The organism is Mycobacterium scrofulaceum, from assembly GCF_001667885.1.
GTDB lineage: Bacteria > Actinomycetota > Actinomycetes > Mycobacteriales > Mycobacteriaceae > Mycobacterium > Mycobacterium scrofulaceum_C.
In genome coordinates, this window is record NZ_LZJW01000042.1 from 49,618 (window position 1) to 71,311 (window position 21,694).

The following is a 21,694-nucleotide window of genomic DNA, read 5'->3' on the forward strand; positions in this document are numbered from 1 at the left end:
CTGCGAGCCGAGTCCGCGAAAGTGTCGCTAGCGAAGCGCTTCTGAGCTAGCCGCCGTAACTGGGGCGGCCGAGCTTGAGCTCATGCTGGGCGATCATGTTGCGGAACACTTCCAGGGTGCCGCCATAGATCCCCAGCGGCAGCGCCAGCCGGTAAAGGTGTTCTGCCGCACCGTCGGTGGCCGAGCCCGCGGCTTTGGCGGGCAACGCCGACGCGGTCCCGAGGATGTCCATCAGGTCCGGGGTGATGTCGCGCATCGTCTGCGCGATGGCGACCCGTCCGAACATCCCGGGAGTGGACAATGCCGCCTCCATCCGGGCGACGTCGCGGCCGAGCCGGTATTTCACCGCGTCGTCGTCCAGCGGCCGCCGGCCGTCGGGCCCGGTTTGGGCGGCGGCCGCCACGACGGCGTCGACGACTTCGGCCATCAGGTCACCGTGCGCCGACATGGCGGCAAGGTATTGCAGGCCATGGTCTTCCGGGTCCACAATGCCGTGCTCGGAGTCCAGCGCCGAGCGCATCACCGTCCAACCGCCGTTCACCTCGCCGATGCGGTAGCGGTCGTCGACGCGGACGTCGCTGTAGTAGACGATGTTGGTGCGGTCGCCGTCCAGGGTGCGGATGCCCTGAATCTCGATCCCCGGCGAGTCCAGCGGCACCAGGAACATGGTGAGGTTCCGGTGCTTCGGCCCCTGCGGGTCGGTGTTGGTGAGCAGAAAGACGTACCGGGCGTTCTGCGCATTCGACGTGAACATCTTGGAGCCGTTGATGATCCAACCGTCGCCGTCCCGCACGGCGCGCGTCTTGCAGGTGGCGACGTCGGAGCCGCCCTCGGGCTCGGTATAGCCGAGACAGAGCCGGATCTCGCCGGACAGCACACCCGGCATCACCTGGTCGGCCAGTTCCGGCGCACCGAATTGGCGCACCAGCCGCGCGACCGCGGATGTGGTGCCCCAGTGATACCACGGCGTATGCGCCCGGGCGATCTCGAGCTGGAAGATGCGCCGGCGGACCGGGCTGAACCCGCCCTCGGACTCCAGCTTCCAATCCGATTCCAGATAGCCGGCCTCACCCAGCGCCAAATGCACTTGCTCGTCGAAGTTTTCGCCGAACTCCAACTGCCGGTGCAGCACTTCATCGGTGACGATCTTCGCGATAAACGCCCGGGTCTCGTCGCGGAAGGCCTGGTCCTCGGGTGAGAGTTCGACGCGGGAGAAGTCCATCAGGCGGCGTCGATCACCAGGGCGCGGAAGCGGTCGAGGGTCTCGAGCGCGTGGGCGATGCTGTCGCCCGGCAGGTGGACACTGACCCACGTCACGCCCAACTTGTTCAGCTTCTCCAAGCCGTCGAGGTAGGCGTCGGCGTTGAAGTCGTCGTCGGTAACGCTGCCACCCGCGAAGTTGGTGAAGGTGATGTCGATCGCCGACCAGTCCCGTCCCGCGGCATCACAGCGGCGCCGCAGGTCGTCGATGCCCTCGCGCAGGCGTTCCGCCGAGTCGATGACGGCGGTGCCTGCCGTCTGGGCCAGTTGGGGCGGCGCGGGGAAGGGACACCAGCCGTCACCGTACTGCGCCACACGCTGCCGCGCCGACGACGTGTTGCCGCCGATCCAGATCGGCGGGTGCGGGTCGCTGACCGGCCGGGGGTGCGCGGTGATCCCGCGGGCGCTGAAATGCTTTCCCTCGTAGGTGATGTCGTCGCCGGTCCAGACCGCCCGGATCGCCTGCAACGCTTCCTCGAACAGCTCGGCCCGCTCGTCGTAGCTCACGCCGAGCGCGGCGAACTCGCGCTTGAGATAACCCACACCGACCGCAAGGGTGAACCGGCCGCCGGATAACAGATCCAGCGTTGCGCCAGACTTGGCCACCACGAACGGGTTTCGATACGGCAGCACCACGATGTTGGGAATCAGCCGCAGGGTGCTCGTGGTGGCGGCCGCGAAGCCCAGCGCGACAAAGGGATCCAACGCGTCATGCCCACCGGCTTCCAGCCAGCGCTGCGACGGCGCCGGGTGATCGGTGAAGCCGAACCCGTGAATGCCGGCCGCTTCGGTGGCGGCGGCCACCTTCGCGATGCCGTCCCCGCTCACCAACTCCGGGTTGTACGGGTGGCTGTGCATCGGGTGGGTGATGGTGAACCGCATGAGGACGACCAGCCGCTAGAACCGGGCGCGGGAGTCGATCGATGTGTCGCTGGTGCGCAGCGGCCTGATCAGCGCTTCTTGGGCGAAGGAGCACAGCAGCTCGCCCTCCTCGGAATGCACCGTGCCGCGCACATACGACATTCCCGCGCCGACCTGGGTGCTCTCGTGCGTGTAGAGCAGCCAGCCGTCCCATCGCACCGGTTCGTGGAACGCCACGGAGATGCTCATCGGCGCGGTGGACACGGTCAGGTGGGCCTGGGCGGTGCCGATGCCCGGGTGCGCCCGCATCGTGGTGGAGATGCCCAGGTGGCCGGTGAAGTACGCGAGCAGCGCCTTCGCCAGGTCATCGCGTTCCGGGATCGTGTCGTAGTGCAGCCACGCGTACAGCTCCGGCGGCCCGACTTCGTCGGGGCTGTTGACGTCGACGACGTCGACTAGGCGCAGTTCGCGGCCGACCATCGGCATGGGCGAGGGGTTGGCGCCGTCGGGCCCGGTCACGTCGGGGCGGGGCAGGTGGTGCCGGATGACGTCACCGGTCGGTACGTCGGCCAGCACGGTGACGCTCAGGCAGCGCCGCCCGTTCTGATGCACGGCGACGACGGCGGTGGCAGTGGACCGGCCCTCGGCGACCACGTCGAGCACGAGCTCGATGGGCGGCCCCACGGTGACGGCGCGGGAGAACACCGCGTGCGCCGAGCGCACCGACTTGTCGGGAAATCGCTTGGCCACCGCGACAATCGCCTGGGCGAGCACCTGGGTGCCCTCCACCACCTGCCGTTCGTCGCCGCCGGCTCCAAGATCACCGCCGGTATCGCCGGTGAACCGGTCCTGCCCGTCGGCCCGCACGTCGAACAGATCCAGTAGCCCCTGAACCGTCCACTCGGTCTGCTCAGATTCGGTAGTCAATTCGGCCCCATCTCTCGTTGGCAGCTCATCGCACAGCGTGACACTTTGACTAAGATTTGTAAAGCTTGGCTAACAAAGGCAGGGAGGCAACGCAATTGGGCATCGTGACCAGCACATCGGAGACCGCATTCACCCAGTCCGCCGAGACCGTCTACGACTTCGTCACCAACCCCGAGAATTGGACGAAGACCTATCCCGGCAGCGCGCACATCGGCGGCCTCCCGGAGCTGCCGCTGCGGGTCGGCGACACCTGGGAGGAGGCGGGGCCCGACGGGGACCGGATCTTCACCTGGCAACTGGCGGCCGCCGTGCGCCCGACGCTCTTCGTGTTCACCTCGATCGGGCGGCTGGGCCACGATCGGGACGGGAACGGCGGACTGGAGGGCCGCATCACGGTCGCGTACCGGTTCACCAGGCCGGGGCAGGACGTCACGCTGTTCTCGCGGACCATGACGATCGAGGCGTTCAAGCACGCGCCGCTGCCGGATCAGCTTTTTCAGCAGGTCAATCCCGCGAAGATCGATGCGTACCACCAGGCCGTCGCCCGCGAACTCGGCAAGCCGCGAGATTGACACCGATACCCGCGGTGCATGACACTTTGGCGGTGTTTTGTAAAGCGGTGGAGGGGGTTCGCGGATGATTCCCGAACCGCTGGCCAACAGCTTCTGCTTCGGTGAGGGCCCGCGCTGGTTCGAGGGCCTGCTGTGGTTCTCCGACATGCTCGGCGAGGCCGTGCACACCTCGACCATGAGCGGGTCGGTGACCACGCTGCCGCTGCCCGGGCATTCGCCGTCCGGCCTGGGGTTCCGGCCCGACGGATCGCTGCTGATCGTCTCTGCCGAAGACCGCAAGGTGCTCCGCTACGACGGTGAAACCGTCGACCTCATTGCCGATCTCGCCGACCTGGCGCAGGCCAACCTCGGCGACATGGTCATTGACGACACGGGCCGGGCCTACATCGGGTGCCAGGCGATGAGCGGCGGTTGCATCATCCGGCTTGACCCGGACGACGGCGCCGCGATTGTCGCGGAGGACCTCGACTTTCCCAACGGCATGGTGATCACGCCGGACCGTAGGACCCTGATCGTCGCCGAGTCGACCGGCCGCCGGCTGACCGCGTTCACGATCGACGAGGACGGCGGGCTGGCCGACCGCCGCGTGTTCGCCGAGGGCCTCGACGGTCCGCCCGACGGCATCGCCCTCGACGCCGACGGCGCGGTGTGGGCGTCGATGACGCTGGCCCACCAATTCGAGCGGATCACCGAGGGCGGCGACGTGACCGACCGCATCGACATGGGCGAGCGCGTCGCCATCGCCTGCGCGCTGGGCGGCCCCGAGCGCCGGACACTGTTCTTGTTGTCCAGCACGGACGCCTATCCCCAGCGCCTGGTCGGGACCCGGCTGTCCCGGCTGGACGCCGTCACGGTGACCACGCCCGGCGCCGGACTGCCCTGACGAGAGGTTGAGGATGACCGACTCCTACTACGAGCTCGTCGACGCCGCCGACCCGCTGGGGGAAAAGTTTCGGGCCACCGACCTGGCGCGCGGCACCTGGTCGGCGGCGATCCAGCACGGCGGGCCGGTATCCGCGCTGCTGGTCCGGGCCTTGGAGCGGTGCGATCAGCGCGACGACACGCGCCTTTCGCGCGTCGTCATCGACCTGCTGGGCGGGGTGCCCGCCGAGGGCGACCTGTGGGTCAGCGCCCAGGTGCAGCGCGGGGGCAAACAGATCGAGCTGGTCGGCGCCGAGATGCTGGCGCCGGGTCCCGACGGTCAACCCCGCCCGGTCGCGCGCGCCAGCGGCTGGCGGTTGCAGACGCTGGACACCCGGGAGGTGGCCCACGCCGCATCCGATATGCCGGCGCCGCGCAGCGTGGCGCGCGATCGCAACCTGACGGCGCGGGACTGGGACCGCAACTACGTGCACAGCCTGGACTGGCTGTGGCTGACGGAACCGCTGAGCCCGGGCCCGGGCGAGTCGTGGATTCACCCGACCGTCGACCTCGTCACCGGCGAGAGCATGACCCCGCTGGAGCGCCTGTTCGCCGTCGCCGACTGCGCCAACGGCATCGGCAGCAAGCTGGACATCAGCCGGTGGACCTTCCTCAACACCGATCTGGCCGTGCACGTGTTCCGGGTCCCCGACGGGGAGTGGGTCGGCATTCGCGCCGAGACCAACTACGGCCCGGACGGCATCGGCACCACCGTCGGCACATTGTTCGACGAGCGTGGCGCGGTGGGATCCATCCAGCAGTCCGTCCTGGTACGCCCGCGCCCGCCCAAGCCTGCCCGGGAAGCGAAATGACCTTCCCCCGCTTCGTAGAGTTACAGACATGAGCCGGCCGGCCCAGACCGCAGAACCCGACACCTCGACGCGTCAGCGCATCCTCGACGCCACGGCCGAGGTGCTCGGCCGCAACGGCAAGACCAAACTCAGCCTCTCCGACGTCGCCGCCCAGGCCGGGGTTTCCCGCCCGACGCTCTACCGCTGGTTCGCCTCCAAAGAGGAGCTGCTATCGGCGTTTTCGAGCTACGAGCGGCAGATCTTCGAGAGCGGCCTGGTCCGGGCCACCGCGGGCCTGAAGGGGGTGGACAAGCTCGACGCCGTGCTCCGGTTCATCGTCGAGTACCAGCACTCCTACTCCGGCGTGCGCATGGTCGATGTCGAGCCCGAGCACACCATCGCCCAGTTCTCCGGGGTCATCCCGCAGATGCGGGAGGGCCTGCAGCGCCACCTGCCCGGGCCCAACGCCGCGGTGAAGGCGGCGACAGTCATCCGCATCGCCATCTCGCACTACATCGTCCCCAGCGACGATGCCGACCAGTTCCTGGCGCAGTTGCGGCATGCGGTCGGCATCAAGCCGCCTTCGGACTAGTCGAGCCGCACCTCGACCTTGACGCGGCCCTTCTCATCGCGGCTGGCGATCGCGTGGCCGGTGCGGTCGGCGCCGTCGAAGTTGAGCAGCGTGATCGGACCGCCCTCGCCGAGGAAGTTTCGCCACCACGTCTTGCTATCGGGCGACATGACGTTGATGACGATGCCGTCGCCGGAGCGGCGGTACCCGACCGGGGTCTGGATCGTCTTACCCGAACGCCTGCCGACGTAGCGAATCTTGATCAGCCCGCGTCGCACCAGTGGCCCGACGACGGGCGCGTCGATCATGCCATTGAACAAATTGTTGACGAACCCGACGATGGGCGTGTCGAAGATCCCGGAGGCCATGGAGCCCAGCGTATGTCAGACGGCGCGAGAACGATCAGTCGAACAGCACCGCCGCGTTAAGGTAGCCGGTCGGGTCGAGCGCGGCCTTGATCGTCCGCATCGCCGCGATGTCCGCGGTCTCGCGTGACATGCCCAGGTAGTGCCGCTTGCGGGTGCCGACGCCGTGCTCGGAGCTGACGTTGCCGCCGGATCGCGCGATGAGTTCCATCATCGGCCTGTACAGCGCCGTCTCCCGCTCGACCGGGCAGCGCAGCACGTTGAGATGCAGGTTGCCCTCACCGATGTGGCCGAACAGCACGGGCAGCGCCTCCGGCGCGTTGGACCGTACCAAATCGACTGCGGCGCTGGCGAATTCGTCGACCGACGACAGCGGCAGGGAGACGTCGAACTTCAACGGCGGCCCGTACACGCCCAGCACCTCGGCGAGTGACTCGCGCACCTGCCACAACCGTTGCTGCGCGGCGACATCCACCCCGACCGCGGGTTCGGAGGACATTCGCGCGCCGTCGAGCAGGTCGGCGAGCCGGTCGGTCTGGTCGTGGTCGGCGGCGAGCTCCACCAGCAGCAGCCAGTCGCCGTCGACCGGTGCGCCGACCCCGAGGTGCTCGCCGGTCAGCGCGGCGGCCCGGCCGTCGATCAGTTCCAGCGCCGCGATGCCGTCGGTGTCCCGGAACGTCCGGCCGGCATCGACCAAATCGGCCAGGTCGTCGAATCCGCAGATCGCCGTGATCCGCCGTGCCGGGGTGGGGTGCAGGCGCAGTTCGAGCGCGGTGATCACGCCGAGGGTGCCCTCGGCGCCGACGAACAGCGCCGACAGGTCGTAGCCGGTGTTGTCCCGGCGCACCCGGCTGTGACGGCGCAGCAGCGAACCGTCGGGTAACGCCACCTGGAGGCCGACGACCTGTTCGCCCATGTTGCCGTAGCGAACGGTGCGCAGTCCGCCGGCGTTCGTCGACGCCATCCCCCCGACGGTCGCCGTGTCCCGGGCGGCCAGATCCACACCGAACAGCAGGCCGGCGGCGCCGGCGGCCCGTTGCACCGCGGCCAGCGTCGCGCCGGCGCCGGCGTGGACACGGCGCTCGACGGTGTCCACGTCCTCGATGCCGTGCAGCCGCTCGGTGGACAGCAGCACGTCGTCGTGTTCGGGAACGGTGCCGGCCACCAGCGAGGTGCGACCCCCCTGCACCGTCACGTGCGCCCCGGCGTCCCGGCATAGTCGCAGCACCTCGGCGACCTGCTCGGCCGATCCCGGTCGCACCAGCGCACTGGCCCGTCCGCGATAGCGCCCGGTGTGGTCGACGCTGCGGCCCGCGAGCACGTCGGGATCGGTGACGACGTGGTTCGCTCCCACTACCTCGGCCAGGCTACGCAGCATCGACACCATCCCCTACGCCGAACGTGCACTGACGGCGAAAACAAAGCCCAATTCTCGCCGTGAGTGCACGCTCGGCGACGAACCGCCGGGCTAGAACTCCTTGTGCGGCACGTCGGTCACCAGGCCGCCGTCCATCACGAACTCGCTACCGGTGGAGTAGGACGACTCGTCGCTGGCCAAGAACAGGATGAACGTCGAGACCTCCCGCGACTCGGCCGGGCGGCCGAGCGGAATCGTCACCATGTCCTCGGGCAGGTGCTGGGTCATCGGGGTGCGGATGAAGCCGGGGTGCACCGAGTTGACGCGAATGTTGTGCGGCGCCAACTCCAGGGCCGCGGACTTCGCCAGCCCGCGCACGCCCCACTTGGACGCGACGTAGGGGTGCACCATGGGTGCGCCGCGCAGGCCCTCGATGGAGGACACGTTGATGATCGAACCGCCGCCCGCGGCGATCATCGGCTCGACGGCCGCCCGCATGCCCAGGAAGGTTCCGGTCAGGTTGACGTCAATCACCTTCTGCCACTTGGCCAGATCGAAACTCTTCAGCGGTCCGAGCGCGACGGTTCCGGCGTTGTTGACCAGCACGTTGAGCTTGCCGAATTCGCTGACCGCGGTCTCGACGGCGGCGTCCCACTGGTCGGGCTGGGTGACGTCGAGGTGGACGTAGCGGACGGAGTCGCCGATTTCGTCCGCCACCGCCTTCCCCTCGTCGTCGAGGATGTCGCCGATCACCACCTTGGCGCCCTCGGATGCCAGCAGCCGCGCATGCTCGGCGCCCATCCCCCGGGCGCCGCCGCTGATCAGCGCAACTTTGCCTTCTACCCGTCCCACAGGGACTCCTTTCGATTTAGGTGCTCACCAAAGTGGTTGGTGCGTAAAGGCCTTTGCCGGTGACCAGCGGCAGGTCGAGCGTGGTCCGAATGCCGGGAGGCGCGGCGATGACCGCGGGGATGGCGTTGACGATGCGGCCCGCCGCGCCGGCGATCGCGGCGTGATTGTGGTCGCCCTTGCGGCTGCTGGGAATGATGTCGACGGCGTACGACGGCTCCCCGGTGATCTCGACGCGGTAGGAGCCGTCGCCCGCGGCGGGCTGAGGCAAGTCCGGTCGCAGGTCGGGCCGCAGCCGGGTGACGTGCTCGATGACGATCGCGGGATGGCCCTTGACCATGCCGCGGATCTCGAACTGCAGCACGGCCACGGTCCCCTTGGCGACCCGGCCCACCGCGATGTCGAAATCCTCCGGTGCCGGCTCGCGCTGGTAGGACTCGGTGATCTCGTCGACCTCGATGCCCAGGCCGGCGGCCAGCTGACGGATCGCGGTGCCCCAGGCGATGCTGAGAATGCCCGGTTGCAACAGCATGGGGATCTCGTCCATGGGACGGGCAAATCCCATGTAGTGCATCACCTCTGCGCCGTCGTAACTCGCGTAGTCGTGAATCTCCATGCAGCGCACCTGCTCGACGCGCTGGCAGGTGCCGGCGAGCGCGAACGGGATCAGGTCGTTGGCGAATCCCGGGTCGACGCCGCTGATGAAGATGCTCGAATTGCCCTGCTTGGCAGCGTCTTCGACGCGACCGATGTACTTGTCTGGCATCACGCCCCACGGGTATTGCAGCAGCCCGGGCGACGAGCCGACGACGTTGACGCCGGCGGCGAGGATGCGCATGACGTCGGCCATCGCGTCGGGCAGCCGGGTGTCGCCCATCGCGCAGTAGACGACACATTCGGGCTTGGTGGCGAGCAGTGCGTCGAGGTCCGAGACGGCCGTGACCCCGGTGACGACCCCGGGTTCCAGGGCGACGCCGCACAGTTCGCCGGCGTCCCTGCCGACCTTCTCCGGGGTGGACACGCACACGCCCGTCAGTTCGAACTGCGGGTTGGTGATCAGTTCGGCAAGGGCCAGCCCCCCGACGTTTCCGGTGCCGACGTGCGCGACGCGGATCGCCATGAGAGTCTCCGTCCGTTGAGCGCTCCAAACGTTTCTAGACAGTAGTCCATAAATTCTTTGCCGCATACCGCCGGACCGGTCGCGATCGCCCGGGCAGAATGACTCCCCGATGACACAACGCGAAGACGTCCAGTTCCCCTCCGGCGGCGACTTGATCAGCGCCTGGCTCTACCGGCCGGCGGCCGGCGAACCGGCGCCGCTGCTGGTGATGGCGCACGGCCTGGGCGGGGTGCGGAGCATGCGGCTGGACGCGTACGCCGATCGTTTCAGCGCGGCCGGTTACGCCTGCCTGGTGTTCGACTACCGCAACTTCAGCGACAGCGAGGGCCGGCCCCGCCAGGTGCTCGATGTCGGGCTGCAGCTCGCCGACTGGGCGGCGGCGGTCGCCTACGCCCGCACCCTCCCGGGGATCGACCACGATCGAATCGCCTTGTGGGGCACCTCTTTTGCCGGCGGGCATGTGATCGCCACGGCGGCCCGGCTGCCGGGCATCGCCGCCGCGGTCGCCCAATGCCCCTTCACCGACGGCATCGCGTCCGCGCGCACGATCAGCAACCCGGCGGTCTTCGCGCGAGTCGGCCTCCTGGCGACGCGCGACCTGGTGGCCGCCCGGCTGGGCAAGCCTCCGGTCATGGTGCCGACCGTCGGAAGACCGGGCGAAGTCGCCCTGATGAGCACGCCCGACGCGTACCCCGGCTACCTCAGGCTCGTGCCCGAGGGAGCGGAGCTGACCAACGAAGTGGCGGCCCGCATCGCGTTGAAGATCATGGCCTACCGCCCCGGCCGCGACGCCGCGAAGATCCCCTGCCCGATCTTGTTCTGCGTGTGCGAAGCCGACTCGGTGGCACCGGCGGCGGCGACGCTGCGCTATGCCGCCAAGGCTCCGCGGGGCGAGGTCAAGCTGTATCCCGAGGGCCACTTCGCGATCTACGTCGACGAGGCATTCGATCGTGTCGTCGCCGACCAACTCGCCTTCCTCGACAAGCACCTGAAGGGCCCGGCGTAGCCGGGCGAGCTCACGGGCCGAGCGGAGAACTCGTCCGGATCGCTTCGTCACGGATCAGGCCGCGCAGCAGCGCGGTGCTGAACTCCGCGGCGATCTCCTTGGCGCTGCGACGTCCGCTGGGCCGCAACCACCGGTAGGCGCCGAGCGTCATGCCGATGTATCCGAGCGCCAGGACGTGCGAGTCGCACTGATAGAACTCCCCGCTGGCGATCCCCCGGTCGATCAGGCCGTGGACGTGCTCGTAGACCTGGGTCTCCTTCTCGCGGACCGCGGCGACCTGCTCCTCGGTGAACCACTCGGTGATGTACGGCTGCTCCTGGAAGTACACGGCGGCACCCTCGGGATTGGCAGCGATCTGGTCGAGCAGGCGCACGGTGTACTGGTACAACGCCTCTCGCGCCGTCATCGAGGGGTCGTCGTGCACGGCGGCCAGCGTGCGCTCGGCGGCCTGCTGGTAGATGTCGTAGAGGATCAGGGACTTGCTGGCGTAGTAGTGGTAGACCGTCGCCTTGTTCAGCCCGATGACGTCGGCGACGTCGTCCATCCGGGTGCCGTGGTAACCGCGCGCGGCGAACAGCTTGGTGGCGACGGCCAGCAACTCCTCGCGTCGCGTTAGTCCGTTCTCGGATGGCATCTGCCCTCGCTATCGTCACTGCCGGGCGGGACCCTTGGGGTGCCGGGCAAGGCCAATTATCAATCAACTGGTTGGACAGTTTAGGCAAACGCCAGGTGTCGCCCGGACACGGATGGGACTAGACTCGCTGTCAAAGCTCAAGTCGCGACTGGAGGGGTGGCCTCATGGATCCGAGCCCGGACTACGACGCTAGCGACGAGATCGAGTTCTTCTTCCGCTATGTCCCGTGGGGCCTGCGCGGCGTCGTCGACGGAAACGGCTACCCGCCGCCCGCCTACCCGCCGGTTTAGCCCTACAAGGCCTTCAGTTCCTCGGCGACCTCGGTCACCGATTTCTTCGCGTCCCCGAACAGCATCGTCGTCCCGTCCGCGTAGAACAGCGGGTTGTCGATGCCCGCGAACCCGGAGTTCATCGACCGCTTCAGCACGATCACCGATTTGGCCTTGTCCACGTTGAGGATGGGCATGCCGTAGATCGGGCTTGACTGTTCGTTGCGCGCCGCCGGATTGGTGACGTCGTTGGCGCCGATGACGATCGCGACGTCGGTGCGGGCGAACTCGTCGTTGATGTCGTCCATGTCCTTCATGGCGTCGTAGTCGACCTCGGCCTCGGCGAGCAGCACGTTCATGTGCCCGGGCATGCGGCCGGCGACCGGGTGGATCGCATACTTGACCGGCACACCCTTGTCCTCCAGCAGCGACGCCATGTCCTTGACCGCGTGCTGGGCCTGCGCCACGGCCAGGCCGTACCCCGGAACCACGATCACCTGGTTGGCGTAGGCCATCTGGATCGCCGCGTCGGCGGCCGACGTCGCCTTGACGTGCTTGTCGCCGCCGCCGTCGCCGCTGGGCGCCACGCCGCCGCCACCGAATCCGCCCGCGACGATCGCCGGGATCGAGCGGTTCATCGCCTTGGCCATCAGGTTCGTCAGGATCGAACCGGAGGCGCCGACGATCATGCCGGCGACGATCATCGCGGTGTTGTTCAGCGCCAGGCCCGCGGCCGCGGCCGACAGCCCCGTCATCGCGTTCAGCAACGAGATCACCACGGGCATGTCGGCGCCGCCGATCGGCAGCACCACCATCAGGCCCAGCACGCCGGCCGCGACGAGCAGGCCGATCATCCACCAGAGCGGCGCCCCGCCGGTCCCGGGATGCGCGTGCAGGCCGATCACCACGGCCGCGGCGACTGCGGCGACCAGCAGCAGCAGGTTGATCGGCTGCTGGGCCTTGCCGAAGCCGATCGGCGAGCCGGAGATGATCTCCTGCAGCTTGCCGAACGCGATGATGGATCCCCAGAACGAGATCGAGCCGATGATCGCGGCGAACAACGACGCCACCACGATGTGCACCGTCGGCGACTCACCGTGCTGGAACGCCGAAAAGCCGGACGTCTCAATGAATTCCGCGAGCGCGATCAACGCGACCGTGCCGCCGCCCACGCCGTTGAAGAACGCCACCAGCTGCGGCATGGCGGTCATCTTTGTCAGCCGCGCCGGCGGCACACCGAGCACCACACCCACGACCAGACCGGCGATGATCAGGACCCAGGACTCGGTGTGGCGGATCTTGATCAGCGTCGCCGCCACCGCGATGGCCATGCCGACCGCGGCGATCAGGTTGCCGCGCACCGCCGTCTTGGGCCCGGTCAGGCCCATCAGGCCATAGATGAAAAGGGCGAACGAAATGATGTAGAGAACGGTGACCAGGTAGTTCATTTCGCCGCCAGGTCTTCGGTCTTCACGGGCACGGCCTTCTTCTTGCCCTTGAACATCCCGAGCATCCGGTCGGTGACGATGAAGCCGCCGATGACGTTGAGCGTGCCGAACACCACCGCGACGAACAGGATGATCTGCACGGCCAGCGAGGGGTGTTCGACCTCGCCGAAGACCACCAGGGCGCCCAGCACCACGATGCCGTGAATGGCGTTGGTGCCCGACATCAGCGGCGTGTGCAGGGTGTTCGGCACCTTGGAAATGACCGCGAACCCGACGAACCCGGACAGCACCAGGATCGCCAGGTTGGCGAGTAATTCGTCGTACATCTAGGAGTCCTCTCCGGTACCGGCGCGGGTCACGCAGGAGGCCGCGATCACTTCGTCGTCGAAGTCAGGGGCCAGCTTGCCGTCGGTGATCAACAGGTCCAGTAGCGCCGTGATGTTCTTGCTGTAGAGCTCGCTGGCGTGCTCGGGCATCGTCGCCGGCAGGTTCAGCGGCGAGGCGATCGTGACGTCGTGCTTGACGACCGTCTGCCCGGGCTCGGTCAGTTCGCAGTTGCCGCCGGTCTCCCCGGCCAGGTCGACCACGACGCTGCCGGGCTTCATCGACTCGACCGCCGCGGCGGTCACCAGGCGCGGCGCGGGTCGCCCCGGGACCAGCGCGGTGGTGATCACCACGTCGAACCCGGCGATCGCCTTCTCCAGCGACTGCTGCTGCTGGGCGCGTTCGGACTCGGTGAGCTCGCGGGCGTACCCGCCCTCACCGGCCGCGTCGATGCCGAGGTCGAGCCATTGAGCGCCGACCGAGCGGACCTGGTCGGCCACCTCCGGGCGCACGTCGTAGCCGGAGGTCCGCGCGCCCAGCCGCTTGGCCGTCGCCAGCGCCTGCAGCCCGGCCACCCCGACGCCGAGCACCAGCACGCTGGCCGGCTTCACGGTGCCGGCCGCGGTGGTCAGCATGGGGAAGAACCGGGTCGACTCCGACGCGGCCAGCAGCACGGCCTTATAGCCGGCCACGTTGGCCTGCGACGACAGCGCGTCCATGACCTGGGCCCGCGAGATTCGCGGAATGGCCTCGAGCGCGAACGCCTGGACCCCGGCCTCGGTGAGCGCGCCGATCGAGTTGTCGGCGTTGCGCGGCGCCAGGAACCCGATCAGCGTCTGCCCGCGGCGCAGCCTGCCGACCTCTTCTTTGGTCGGCGGCGCCACCTTGACGACGATGTCGGCGGCCCAGGCGTCCCCGATGCTGGCGCCCGCCTCGGTGTAGAGCTGGTCGGGAAGCAACGCCTTTTCGCCCGCGCCCGACTCGACCACCACCGCCACACCGCTGCTGATCAGCGACGCCACCGCCTTGGGGACCAGCGCGACCCGTCGTTCGTCGGCCCCGGATTCGGCGACCACCCCTACCGTCGTCTGCGCATCTGTCATGGCGCGTACATCTGCTTTCCCATTTTCTGCCGTTTGAATGTGCCGCTGGCTGGCCGCACGCTTCGCTACCTTAACGCCTGCCGGTTTTCGCCCCGGACGTGCGATCGACCGGGGCCGGGATACCCCCCGACGGCCGATCGGCCCCCGTCGATCGTTCGTTACCCGGGGCGCACGCAGTACCGCCCGCCGCGTTGTGGAGTCACACGACGGCGTTGTGGCCGGCCCCGGTTACCAGAGCGGAATGTCGAGGCCGTGCTCGGCGGCCGGCCGCGGCCCGAAGTAGCGGCGCTCGGACTCGTCGATGCGTACGTCGTTGATGCTGGCCTCGCGGCGGGCCATCAACCCCGACGGGGAGAATTCCCACAACTCGTTGCCGTAGCTGCGAAACCACTGGCCGCTCTCGTCGTGACACTCGTATTGGAACCGCACGGCGATGCGGTTGTCGTGGAAGTCCCACAGGCTTTTTCGCAACGCGTAGTCGAGCTCGCGCTGCCACTTGCGGGTCAGAAATCCCACGATCGCATCGCGGCCGACGACGTGTTCGTCGCGGTTTCTCCACTGCGAGTCGACCGTGTAGGCGAGGCTGACCCGTTCGGGATCGCGGGTGTTCCAGGCGTCCTCGGCGGCCTGCACCTTCTGCAGCGCCGTCTCGTAGGTGAACGGGGGGAACGGCGGACGGGATTCGGTCATGGCGTCCATGGTGCGCCCCACGCCCGCCGCAGCCGAACGCAATGGGTTACATCCCCGGGCCCCGCGACCGCTCGCCATACCGCGAGACTGAAACCACGCACACCCGTCACGGCGTTTCGTGTGCGAGGTTTCAGTGTCGCGAAGGTGAACCATTAAGGCTCGCCATGTGGACCGTCAGGACACGTGTCCTATCGTGGCGGCATGGACTTCGCGATGTCGGCCAAAGCCAACGACTACCACAAGCGACTGTCCGACTTCATGACCGAGTACGTCTTCCCGGCCGAGGCCGACTACGAGAAGTACCGGCACGAGGCCGGCCCGAACGATCACACCGTCCCGCCGATCATCGAGGAACTCAAAACCAAGGCCAAAGCGGCCGGGCTGTGGAACCTGTTCCTGCCAGCCGAGTCGGGCCTGACCAACCTCGAATACGCGCCGCTGGCCGAGCTCACCGGCTGGAGCCTGGAGATCGCGCCCGAGGCGCTCAACTGCGCGGCGCCCGACACCGGCAACATGGAGACCTTGCACCTGTTCGCCACCGAGGAGCAGCGCAAGCAGTGGCTGGAGCCGTTGCTGAACGGCGAAATCCGCAGCGCCTTCTCGATGACCGAGCCCGCGGTCGCCAGCAGCGACGCGCGCAACATCGAGACCTTCATCGTCCGCGACGGCGGTGATTATGTGATCAACGGACGCAAGTGGTGGACGTCCGGGGCGTCCGACCCGCGCTGCAAGATCCTGATCGTGATGGGCCGCACCAACCCCGAGGCGGCCAGCCATCAGCAGCAGTCGATGGTGCTGGTGCCCATCGACACCCCGGGCGTGACGGTCGTCCGCTCGACAACCGTCTTCGGTTACCAGGACCAGCCCGGGCACTGCGAGATCATCTACGACAACGTGCGGGTGCCCGTGACCAACCTGCTCGGCGAGGAGGGCGGCGGCTTCGCGATCGCGCAGGCCCGCCTGGGGCCGGGCCGCATCCACCACTGCATGCGCGCGCTCGGTGGCGCAGAACGCGCGCTGGCCCTGATGGTGGACCGGGCCAGCAAGCGGGTGGCGTTCGGCCGCCCGCTGGCCGAGCAGGGCGTGGTTCGGGAGTCGATTGCCAAGTCGCGCAACGAAATCGACCAGGCCCGCCTGCTGTGCCACAAGGCGGCGTGGACCATCGACCAGCACGGCAACAAGGCGGCCCACACGCTCGTATCGCAGATCAAGGCGGTGGCGCCACAAGTCGCCTGCGACGTGATCGACCGCGCGATCCAGGTGCACGGCGCCGCCGGGGTCAGCGAGGACACGGTGCTGGCCCGGTCGTACGGCTGGCACCGGGCCATGCGCCTCTTCGACGGCCCCGACGAGGTGCACATGCGTACCATCGCGCGCGCCGAGCTCGGCCGGGAGAAATCTCCGCTCGCCGCGGCGGTCACCTCACATGACTGAAACATTGCGGGAGTTGTCCGGCGCGTGGAACTTTCGCGATGTCGCCGACGAGACGCCCGGGCTCCGGCCCGGCCGGCTGTTCCGCTCCGGTGAGCTGAGCCGCCTCGACGACGCGGGCCGCGCCACGCTGCGCGAGTTGGGTATCACCGACGTCGCCGATCTGCGCGCCACCCGGGAGGTCGCCCGCCGCGGCCCCGGACTGGTTCCCGACGGCGTCGACATCCACCTGCTGCCCTTTCCCGACCTCGGTGACGAAGACCAGCTCAGCGACGACGACGCGCCACACGAAACCGCGTTTCGGCGGCTGTTCGAGGGCGATCCGGACCAGTCCGACGAGGCGGTCAACGAGGCCGCCATCCGCCACATGATCGACGAATACCGGCAATTCCCGTTCCGCAACGGAGCGCAACGCGCTGTGCGGCATGTCTTTTCGCTATTGGCAGCCGGGCGTTCGGTGCTCACCCACTGCTTCGCGGGCAAGGACCGCACCGGCTTCGTGATCGCCACGGTGCTGGAGACGGTCGGCATCGACCGCGACACGATCGTCGCCGACTACCTGCGCAGCAACGCCGCGGTACCGCAGCTGCGTGACCACATCTACGAAATGATCCAGCAGCGTTCCGACGTCGAATTGACCCCGGAGGTCGTCACGTTCACCAAGGCACGGCTGGCCGACGGTGTCCTGGGCGTGCGTCCGGAGTATCTGGCCGCCGCGCGCCAGGCTATCGACGAGGCGCACGGCTCTCTGGATGCCTACCTGCGCGAAGCAGGTATTGCGCAGGCGGATGTCGACCGCCTGCGCAACGCGCTGCTCGCCTGATCCCGGCCGCTAGAGCTTGAAGTTGGCCTGCTTGGCTGCCGAGAGGTCGTCGATCTCGGACCAGTGCGCGGCCACGTCCTCCACCGTCGGCGGCTTGTCGAAGTTGGCGCCCTCGTTCTGGAACAGCGCCACCCGCTGCACCTTGCCCCCGCCGACGACGAAAACCGAAGCGGTGTTGGGGTTTTCCTCGGTGCACAGGTAGGCGACCACCGGCGCGACGTACTCGGGCGTCAGCTTTTCGAGCACTTCCTTGGGCAGGATGTCCTCGGTCATCCGGGTGGCCGCGATCGGCGCGACGGCGTTGGCGTGAATGTTGTACTTCGCGCCCTCCTGAGCCAGCGTGTTGATCATGCCGACGAGGCCCAGCTTGGCGGCACCGTAGTTGGTCTGACCGAAGTTGCCGAACAGGCCGCTGGTGGAGGTGGCGACGACGACCCGGCCGTAGCTCTGCTCCCGAAAGTGCGGCCAGGCGGCGCGCAGCACGTTGTACCCGCCGTAGAGGTGCACCTTGAGCACCGCGTCCCAGTTCTCGTAGGTCATCTTGTGGAAGGTGCCGTCGCGCAGGATGCCGGCGTTGCTCACCACACCGTGGATGGCGCCGAACTCGTCGATCGCCGTCTTGATGATGTTGGCGGCGCCGTCGGGGTCGGCGACGCTGTCGTAGTTGGCGGCCGCCCGCCCACCCGCGTCCCGGATCTCCTTGACCACCTCGTCGGCCATGTTGTGGCCGGCGCCGGTACCGTCGCGCGCACCGCCGAGGTCGTTCACGATGACGCTGGCGCCTTCGGCGGCCAGGGTCAGGGCATATTCACGGCCCAGTCCCCCACCGGCTCCGGTGACGACGATGACGCGATCCTGCACTCCGGGCATAAGGTTCCTCTCTAAGATGAAAAGTTGTTGCTAGCAAGCGATTTGGAACAGTGTCAGAACATCCGGCGGGCCATCTTGAAGGCTCGTTCGGTGTACGGCGGGTAGATGAAGCTGGACAGGTCGGGCCGCGTCGGCTTGGTCAGCACCGACTTGCGGTGGCTGAACTCCTCGAAGCCGTAGCGCCCGTGGTAGGCGCCCATACCCGACGCGCCGACCCCACCGAACGGGAGCTTGGCCGTCGAGACCTGGAAGGCCAGGTGGTTGACCAGCATGCCGCCGGCCGGCACCTCCTTGATCACCCGCTCGCGGGTCTCGCGGGTCTTGGTGAACAGGTACGCGGACAGCGGCTTGGGTCGCGCGTTGATGAAACGTATTGCCTCGTCCAGGGATTGGACGGTCACCACCGGCAGTACCGGTCCGAAGATTTCGTTCTGCATCAGCGGGCCGTTCGGGTCGGGGTCGACCACCACGGCCGGCTGGATGCGAAGGCTCGAGGCGTCGCAGGCCCCGCCGACCGCCACCTTGCCGTCCCCGCTGGCCAGGTAACCGCTGATCCGGTCGAACTGACGCTGATTGACGATCCGCATCCCGTTGGGTTTGTCCGCCGTGAACTTGGTGATGGCGGCGCCGATCTTGCTCACCAGCTCATCGCGAATCTTGGCGTCCGCCAACACATAGTCGGGGGCGACGCAGGTTTGGCCGGCGTTCAGCAGCTTCATCCACGCGATCCGCTTAGCGGCGACATCCACGTCGGCGTCGGCCGCCACGATCACCGGGCTCTTGCCGCCGAGCTCCAGCGTGCAGGGGGTCAGGTGCGGTGCGGCGCCCTCGTACACCTTGCGGCCGATCTCGGTGCCGCCGGTGAACAGCAGTCGGTCGAGGCCCTGCGCGATCAGCTCCTGGCTGACCGCGCCGTCGCCCTCGACCACGGCGATCGCGTCGTTGTCGAGGTACTTGGGCACCAGCTCGGCCATCAAATGCGCGGACGCCTCGGCGATCTCCGAGGGCTTGAGGATGACGGCGTTGCCGGCGGCGATCGCACCGACGGCGGGGCCCAGGGTCAGGTAGAACGGGTAGTTCCACGCGCCGATGATGAGCACGGTGCCGTAGGGCTCGTATTCGATCCAGCCGCGGCCGGGCAGCTGCGGCACCTCGAGGAGCTGGTAGCGCCGGCGGGCCCACCTGCGCACCCGCTTGGCCGCGAACTTCGCCTCGCCGGCGGTGGTCGCGATGTCGGCGATGAACGCCTCGAACGGGCTGCGGTCCAGATCCTTGGCGAGCGCGTCCGCGATGGCCGCCTCGTTCTCTTCCATCAGCTTCGCCAGCTGCAGCAGCTGGCGCTTGCGCCACTCGATGTCACGGGTGCGCCCGGTGGCGAACGTCTTGCGGAGCCGGGCCACCGTGCCGGGAACGTCGACAGAACCCCCGGGACCGGCGGGCGCGCCATTCGTGGCGGATGTCTTGGGTGTAACCGATTCGGTGGTCATCGTTGTCCTTCCCCTGCTTCGGTCATCCCGGGCGCGCCCGCCGCTCGTCGCACGGGCGCTCATGGGTGATAACCGCGATCCTAACCATCCGGTTGGGAGAGCAGTAGAAAGGATCTGTGGCTGCGGCCGGTCAGGGTTTGGCAGCGGTCACATAGGTGATGACGAACGGTCGGCCATCGGGCTGCGGTGGCCGCCCCAGCCGGAGCGCCTCTTCGTGGCCGTCGACCACCCCGGTGGTCCAGCCGTGCGCGGTGAACCACGCCGCGCAGTCGGGCCGCTCCCCGTCTTCGAACCACAAGTCGAACGGGTTGAAAGAGGTGTCCTGGCCGCGGGCTTCGCGTTTGGCGCGCAATTCGGCAAACCTCGCCTCGGCTTCCCGGCGTCTTTCCGGGTCGATGCCGAAGTCTTCCACCGAGACCTGGCTGCCGGATGCGCTCAGCCCGTCGATCGCGACGAACAAGCTTTCTTGCGCCGCAGCCGGCAGGAACGGCAACAGACCCTCAGCCAGCCACGCGGTGGGCTGACGCGCGTCAAAACCCTTGTCTCGCAAGGCCCGGGGCCAGTCATGGCGCAAGTCGACGGGAACCGGCCGCCGATCGGCGCGCGGCGTTGCACCGTACTCGGCGAGCGTCTCGGTCTTGTAGTCGAGCACCTTGGGCAGATCGATCTCGTACACGACGGTGCCGGCTGGCCAATCCAACCGGTAGGCGCGTGAATCAAGGCCGGCGGCCAGCAGCACCACCTGTCGAATGCCGGCCTGTGCCGCGGTGGCGAAGTAGGCGTCGAAAAAATGCGTCCGCACCGCCTGCGAATCGATCATGTTCTGCGACCGGACCGAGTAGTCCTCGTCTTCCGCCTCGTCCGGGTCCCCGGCCCACCACGCGGCCACCTGTTCGCGGACACCCGCCAGTTCGGGCGTGGAGACCAGCGGCTCGGCGAACTGGTCACGGATGAGCGGTGAGTCGCTGGCGGTCTCGGCCGCGCGGGCCAGGGCGACCATCACCGCGGTCGCTCCGACGCTCGTGGCGATGTCCCAGGAGTCGTCGAGCGAGCGCGGCATTACAGCCGCTCGGCCACGACGAAGTCGGAGAACGCGTCCTTGTCTTCGTCCAGCTCGACGCTTTGCACCCTGCGGTTCAGGCGGTGCATCTCGTCGATCGAATTCACCGCCGTCGCGCGCCAACCGTGCTCGTTGAGCCACTCGGTGACGTCCGCGCGGTGCTCGTCGCGGTACATCAGCTCGCCGACGTCCACGGTCTCCTCCAAGCCCAGCTCGTCGGCGACCTTCTTGAACCGTTCCCGCATCTTCTGGCGACGCTCCTCGGCGTGCATGGGTGCGGTTTCGGCCGAAACGCGGCTGCCGGCCGGGCTCAGCTCCCCGATCTGGGTGAACAGCTTGTCCTGGGCCTCGGCGGGCAGGTACATCAGCAATCCCTCGGCCAGCCAGGCCGTCGGCTTGGTCGGGTCGAAGCCGGCGGCGCGCAGCGCGGCGGGCCAATCTTCACGCAGGTCGATGGCGACCTCGCGGCGTTCGGCGGACGGCGTGGCCCCGCTTTCGGCCAGCGTGGTCGATTTGTAGTCCAGCACCTGCGGCTGGTCGATCTCGTAGACGACGGTGCCGGCCGGCCAGTCCAGCCGGTAGGCCCGGGAGTCGAGCCCCGACGCGAGGATCACCACCTGGCGGATCCCGGCGGCGACGGCGTCGGCGAAGTAGGAGTCGAAGAAGTGGGTCCGCACCGCCTGGTAGCCGCGCATGTGCTGGATGCGAGCGGCGGATTCCTCGTCGATGGCCTCGATCTTGGCCACGACCTCGGGGTCCAGCATGGCCTCCCACAGGACCGCGGCACCGGCGTTGTTGACCAGCAGCCGGGCGTAGGGGTCGCGGATCAGCGGGTCGGGCTGCTCGGTTTCGATGGCGCGCGCGGCGGCCACCATCACCGCGGTGCTGCCGACACTGGTCTTGATGTCCCAGGTGTCGTCGTGGGTGCGCAGTGAACTCATCGGGTTGCTCCTTG

General features: G+C 68.1%; 24 protein-coding genes. 8 read left to right on the forward strand and 16 right to left on the reverse strand.

Features of this window, described 5'->3' with window-relative positions:
• Window positions 1-46 precede the first annotated feature (46 nt).
• The 3 genes from A5681_RS05110 to A5681_RS05120 are packed head-to-tail and all read right to left on the reverse strand — an operon-like array spanning window position 47 to window position 3,048.
• Window positions 47-1,222, reverse strand: coding sequence for an acyl-CoA dehydrogenase family protein (locus A5681_RS05110; protein ID WP_067270055.1), 1,176 nt, complete (start codon window positions 1,220-1,222; stop codon window positions 47-49).
• Window positions 1,222-2,142, reverse strand: coding sequence for an LLM class F420-dependent oxidoreductase (locus tag A5681_RS05115; protein ID WP_067270058.1), 921 nt, complete (start codon window positions 2,140-2,142; stop codon window positions 1,222-1,224). Before A5681_RS05115 ends, A5681_RS05110 begins: the two co-directional genes overlap by 1 nt.
• A gap of 15 nt (window positions 2,143-2,157) precedes the next feature.
• Window positions 2,158-3,048: an acyl-CoA thioesterase gene (locus tag A5681_RS05120; protein ID WP_156737851.1), complete on the reverse strand. Its 891-nt coding sequence runs from the start codon at window positions 3,046-3,048 to the stop codon at window positions 2,158-2,160.
• 95 nt (window positions 3,049-3,143) lie between these two features.
• Between A5681_RS05120 and A5681_RS05125 the strand changes: the two genes are divergently transcribed.
• From A5681_RS05125 to A5681_RS05140, 4 genes are all read left to right on the forward strand, one after another.
• A complete protein-coding gene (locus A5681_RS05125) occupies window positions 3,144-3,620 on the forward strand; it encodes an SRPBCC family protein (RefSeq protein WP_067270062.1) in 477 nt (158 codons plus the stop codon).
• Window positions 3,621-3,684: 64 nt separating this feature from the next.
• Window positions 3,685-4,503 carry an SMP-30/gluconolactonase/LRE family protein gene (locus A5681_RS05130; protein ID WP_067270063.1) on the forward strand — a complete coding sequence of 273 codons (819 nt, stop codon included), beginning with the start codon at window positions 3,685-3,687 and terminating at the stop codon, window positions 4,501-4,503.
• A gap of 13 nt (window positions 4,504-4,516) precedes the next feature.
• Window positions 4,517-5,353 carry a thioesterase family protein gene (locus tag A5681_RS05135; RefSeq protein WP_067270065.1) on the forward strand — a complete coding sequence of 279 codons (837 nt, stop codon included), beginning with the start codon at window positions 4,517-4,519 and terminating at the stop codon, window positions 5,351-5,353.
• Window positions 5,354-5,381: 28 nt separating this feature from the next.
• Window positions 5,382-5,924 (forward strand): TetR/AcrR family transcriptional regulator, encoded by a 543-nt coding sequence (locus A5681_RS05140; protein ID WP_067270068.1) that lies wholly within the window; start codon window positions 5,382-5,384, stop codon window positions 5,922-5,924.
• Here A5681_RS05140 and A5681_RS05145 read toward each other — a convergent pair.
• The 4 genes from A5681_RS05145 to A5681_RS05160 all read right to left on the reverse strand — a co-directional run bounded on the left by A5681_RS05145 (window position 5,921) and on the right by A5681_RS05160 (window position 9,594).
• Window positions 5,921-6,271 (reverse strand): hypothetical protein, encoded by a 351-nt coding sequence (locus tag A5681_RS05145; RefSeq protein WP_067270070.1) that lies wholly within the window; start codon window positions 6,269-6,271, stop codon window positions 5,921-5,923. The two genes, A5681_RS05140 and A5681_RS05145, sit on opposite strands and share 4 nt — an antisense overlap.
• A gap of 34 nt (window positions 6,272-6,305) precedes the next feature.
• Complete coding sequence (locus tag A5681_RS05150) at window positions 6,306-7,646, reverse strand: FAD-binding oxidoreductase (RefSeq protein ID WP_067270202.1); 1,341 nt, start codon at window positions 7,644-7,646, stop codon at window positions 6,306-6,308.
• 90 nt (window positions 7,647-7,736) lie between these two features.
• Window positions 7,737-8,477 (reverse strand): glucose 1-dehydrogenase, encoded by a 741-nt coding sequence (locus A5681_RS05155; protein WP_067270071.1) that lies wholly within the window; start codon window positions 8,475-8,477, stop codon window positions 7,737-7,739.
• Between the two features lie 16 nt (window positions 8,478-8,493).
• A complete protein-coding gene (locus A5681_RS05160) occupies window positions 8,494-9,594 on the reverse strand; it encodes a diacylglycerol kinase (protein ID WP_067270073.1) in 1,101 nt (366 codons plus the stop codon).
• A 109-nt stretch (window positions 9,595-9,703) separates the two neighbouring features.
• Between A5681_RS05160 and A5681_RS05165 the strand changes: the two genes are divergently transcribed.
• Entirely contained in the window at window positions 9,704-10,600 is an 897-nt protein-coding gene (locus A5681_RS05165) for an alpha/beta hydrolase (RefSeq protein ID WP_067270076.1), read from the forward strand.
• 10 nt (window positions 10,601-10,610) lie between these two features.
• Here A5681_RS05165 and A5681_RS05170 read toward each other — a convergent pair whose 3' ends face one another.
• Window positions 10,611-11,234: a TetR/AcrR family transcriptional regulator gene (locus A5681_RS05170; protein ID WP_067270078.1), complete on the reverse strand. Its 624-nt coding sequence runs from the start codon at window positions 11,232-11,234 to the stop codon at window positions 10,611-10,613.
• A gap of 164 nt (window positions 11,235-11,398) precedes the next feature.
• Here A5681_RS05170 and A5681_RS27020 point away from each other — a divergent pair, with 164 nt between their 5' ends.
• On the forward strand, window positions 11,399-11,524 hold the full coding sequence (locus tag A5681_RS27020; RefSeq protein ID WP_007167223.1) for a hypothetical protein: 126 nt from the start codon (window positions 11,399-11,401) through the stop codon (window positions 11,522-11,524).
• 2 nt (window positions 11,525-11,526) lie between these two features.
• Here A5681_RS27020 and A5681_RS05175 read toward each other — a convergent pair whose 3' ends face one another.
• The 4 genes from A5681_RS05175 to A5681_RS05190 form a co-directional block, all read right to left on the reverse strand.
• The gene (locus tag A5681_RS05175) at window positions 11,527-12,951 is read right to left on the reverse strand and encodes an NAD(P)(+) transhydrogenase (Re/Si-specific) subunit beta (protein WP_067270080.1); all 1,425 of its coding nucleotides are present in this window, start codon (window positions 12,949-12,951) and stop codon (window positions 11,527-11,529) included.
• Window positions 12,948-13,277 (reverse strand): NAD(P) transhydrogenase subunit alpha, encoded by a 330-nt coding sequence (locus A5681_RS05180; RefSeq protein WP_007167221.1) that lies wholly within the window; start codon window positions 13,275-13,277, stop codon window positions 12,948-12,950. Before A5681_RS05180 ends, A5681_RS05175 begins: the two co-directional genes overlap by 4 nt.
• Window positions 13,278-14,378 (reverse strand): Re/Si-specific NAD(P)(+) transhydrogenase subunit alpha, encoded by a 1,101-nt coding sequence (locus tag A5681_RS05185; protein WP_067270082.1) that lies wholly within the window; start codon window positions 14,376-14,378, stop codon window positions 13,278-13,280.
• 228 nt (window positions 14,379-14,606) lie between these two features.
• Window positions 14,607-15,068 (reverse strand): DUF1348 family protein, encoded by a 462-nt coding sequence (locus A5681_RS05190; protein ID WP_067270204.1) that lies wholly within the window; start codon window positions 15,066-15,068, stop codon window positions 14,607-14,609.
• Between the two features lie 213 nt (window positions 15,069-15,281).
• On the opposite strand from A5681_RS05190, the gene A5681_RS05195 reads away from it, so the two are divergent.
• On the forward strand, window positions 15,282-16,502 hold the full coding sequence (locus tag A5681_RS05195; protein ID WP_067270206.1) for an acyl-CoA dehydrogenase family protein: 1,221 nt from the start codon (window positions 15,282-15,284) through the stop codon (window positions 16,500-16,502).
• Window positions 16,495-17,322, forward strand: a complete 828-nt coding sequence (locus tag A5681_RS05200) for a tyrosine-protein phosphatase (protein ID WP_067270091.1) — start codon at window positions 16,495-16,497, stop codon at window positions 17,320-17,322. The genes A5681_RS05195 and A5681_RS05200 overlap by 8 nt, the downstream gene beginning before the upstream one ends.
• A 9-nt stretch (window positions 17,323-17,331) precedes the next feature.
• Here A5681_RS05200 and A5681_RS05205 read toward each other — a convergent pair whose 3' ends face one another.
• The 4 genes from A5681_RS05205 to A5681_RS05220 all read right to left on the reverse strand — a co-directional run bounded on the left by A5681_RS05205 (window position 17,332) and on the right by A5681_RS05220 (window position 21,680).
• A complete protein-coding gene (locus A5681_RS05205; protein ID WP_067270093.1) occupies window positions 17,332-18,192 on the reverse strand; it encodes an SDR family oxidoreductase in 861 nt (286 codons plus the stop codon).
• Window positions 18,193-18,245: 53 nt separating this feature from the next.
• Window positions 18,246-19,679 carry an aldehyde dehydrogenase family protein gene (locus A5681_RS05210; RefSeq protein WP_067270105.1) on the reverse strand — a complete coding sequence of 478 codons (1,434 nt, stop codon included), beginning with the start codon at window positions 19,677-19,679 and terminating at the stop codon, window positions 18,246-18,248.
• A 130-nt stretch (window positions 19,680-19,809) separates the two neighbouring features.
• Entirely contained in the window at window positions 19,810-20,739 is a 930-nt protein-coding gene (locus A5681_RS05215; RefSeq protein ID WP_067270107.1) for an SAM-dependent methyltransferase, read from the reverse strand.
• Window positions 20,739-21,680: a class I SAM-dependent methyltransferase gene (locus tag A5681_RS05220; protein WP_067270109.1), complete on the reverse strand. Its 942-nt coding sequence runs from the start codon at window positions 21,678-21,680 to the stop codon at window positions 20,739-20,741. Before A5681_RS05220 ends, A5681_RS05215 begins: the two co-directional genes overlap by 1 nt.
• Window positions 21,681-21,694: the final 14 nt, after the last annotated feature.

What these genes read in the sequence shown, in the direction of transcription:
- A5681_RS05110 (WP_067270055.1), bottom strand. Translation starts at nt 1,222, where the DNA reads ATGGACTTCTCCCGCGTCGAACTCTCACCCGAGGACCAGGCCTTCCGC.
- A5681_RS05115 (WP_067270058.1), bottom strand. Translation starts at nt 2,142, where the DNA reads ATGCGGTTCACCATCACCCACCCGATGCACAGCCACCCGTACAACCCG.
- A5681_RS05130 (WP_067270063.1), top strand. Translation starts at nt 3,685, where the DNA reads ATGATTCCCGAACCGCTGGCCAACAGCTTCTGCTTCGGTGAGGGCCCG.
- A5681_RS05135 (WP_067270065.1), top strand. Translation starts at nt 4,517, where the DNA reads ATGACCGACTCCTACTACGAGCTCGTCGACGCCGCCGACCCGCTGGGG.
- A5681_RS05140 (WP_067270068.1), top strand. Translation starts at nt 5,382, where the DNA reads ATGAGCCGGCCGGCCCAGACCGCAGAACCCGACACCTCGACGCGTCAG.
- A5681_RS05145 (WP_067270070.1), bottom strand. Translation starts at nt 6,271, where the DNA reads ATGGCCTCCGGGATCTTCGACACGCCCATCGTCGGGTTCGTCAACAAT.
- A5681_RS05150 (WP_067270202.1), bottom strand. Translation starts at nt 7,646, where the DNA reads ATGCTGCGTAGCCTGGCCGAGGTAGTGGGAGCGAACCACGTCGTCACC.
- A5681_RS05160 (WP_067270073.1), bottom strand. Translation starts at nt 9,594, where the DNA reads ATGGCGATCCGCGTCGCGCACGTCGGCACCGGAAACGTCGGGGGGCTG.
- A5681_RS05165 (WP_067270076.1), top strand. Translation starts at nt 9,704, where the DNA reads ATGACACAACGCGAAGACGTCCAGTTCCCCTCCGGCGGCGACTTGATC.
- A5681_RS05170 (WP_067270078.1), bottom strand. Translation starts at nt 11,234, where the DNA reads ATGCCATCCGAGAACGGACTAACGCGACGCGAGGAGTTGCTGGCCGTC.
- A5681_RS27020 (WP_007167223.1), top strand. Translation starts at nt 11,399, where the DNA reads ATGGATCCGAGCCCGGACTACGACGCTAGCGACGAGATCGAGTTCTTC.
- A5681_RS05175 (WP_067270080.1), bottom strand. Translation starts at nt 12,951, where the DNA reads ATGAACTACCTGGTCACCGTTCTCTACATCATTTCGTTCGCCCTTTTC.
- A5681_RS05180 (WP_007167221.1), bottom strand. Translation starts at nt 13,277, where the DNA reads ATGTACGACGAATTACTCGCCAACCTGGCGATCCTGGTGCTGTCCGGG.
- A5681_RS05185 (WP_067270082.1), bottom strand. Translation starts at nt 14,378, where the DNA reads ATGACAGATGCGCAGACGACGGTAGGGGTGGTCGCCGAATCCGGGGCC.
- A5681_RS05190 (WP_067270204.1), bottom strand. Translation starts at nt 15,068, where the DNA reads ATGACCGAATCCCGTCCGCCGTTCCCCCCGTTCACCTACGAGACGGCG.
- A5681_RS05195 (WP_067270206.1), top strand. Translation starts at nt 15,282, where the DNA reads ATGTCGGCCAAAGCCAACGACTACCACAAGCGACTGTCCGACTTCATG.
- A5681_RS05200 (WP_067270091.1), top strand. Translation starts at nt 16,495, where the DNA reads ATGACTGAAACATTGCGGGAGTTGTCCGGCGCGTGGAACTTTCGCGAT.
- A5681_RS05205 (WP_067270093.1), bottom strand. Translation starts at nt 18,192, where the DNA reads ATGCCCGGAGTGCAGGATCGCGTCATCGTCGTCACCGGAGCCGGTGGG.
- A5681_RS05210 (WP_067270105.1), bottom strand. Translation starts at nt 19,679, where the DNA reads ATGACCACCGAATCGGTTACACCCAAGACATCCGCCACGAATGGCGCG.
- A5681_RS05215 (WP_067270107.1), bottom strand. Translation starts at nt 20,739, where the DNA reads ATGCCGCGCTCGCTCGACGACTCCTGGGACATCGCCACGAGCGTCGGA.
- A5681_RS05220 (WP_067270109.1), bottom strand. Translation starts at nt 21,680, where the DNA reads ATGAGTTCACTGCGCACCCACGACGACACCTGGGACATCAAGACCAGT.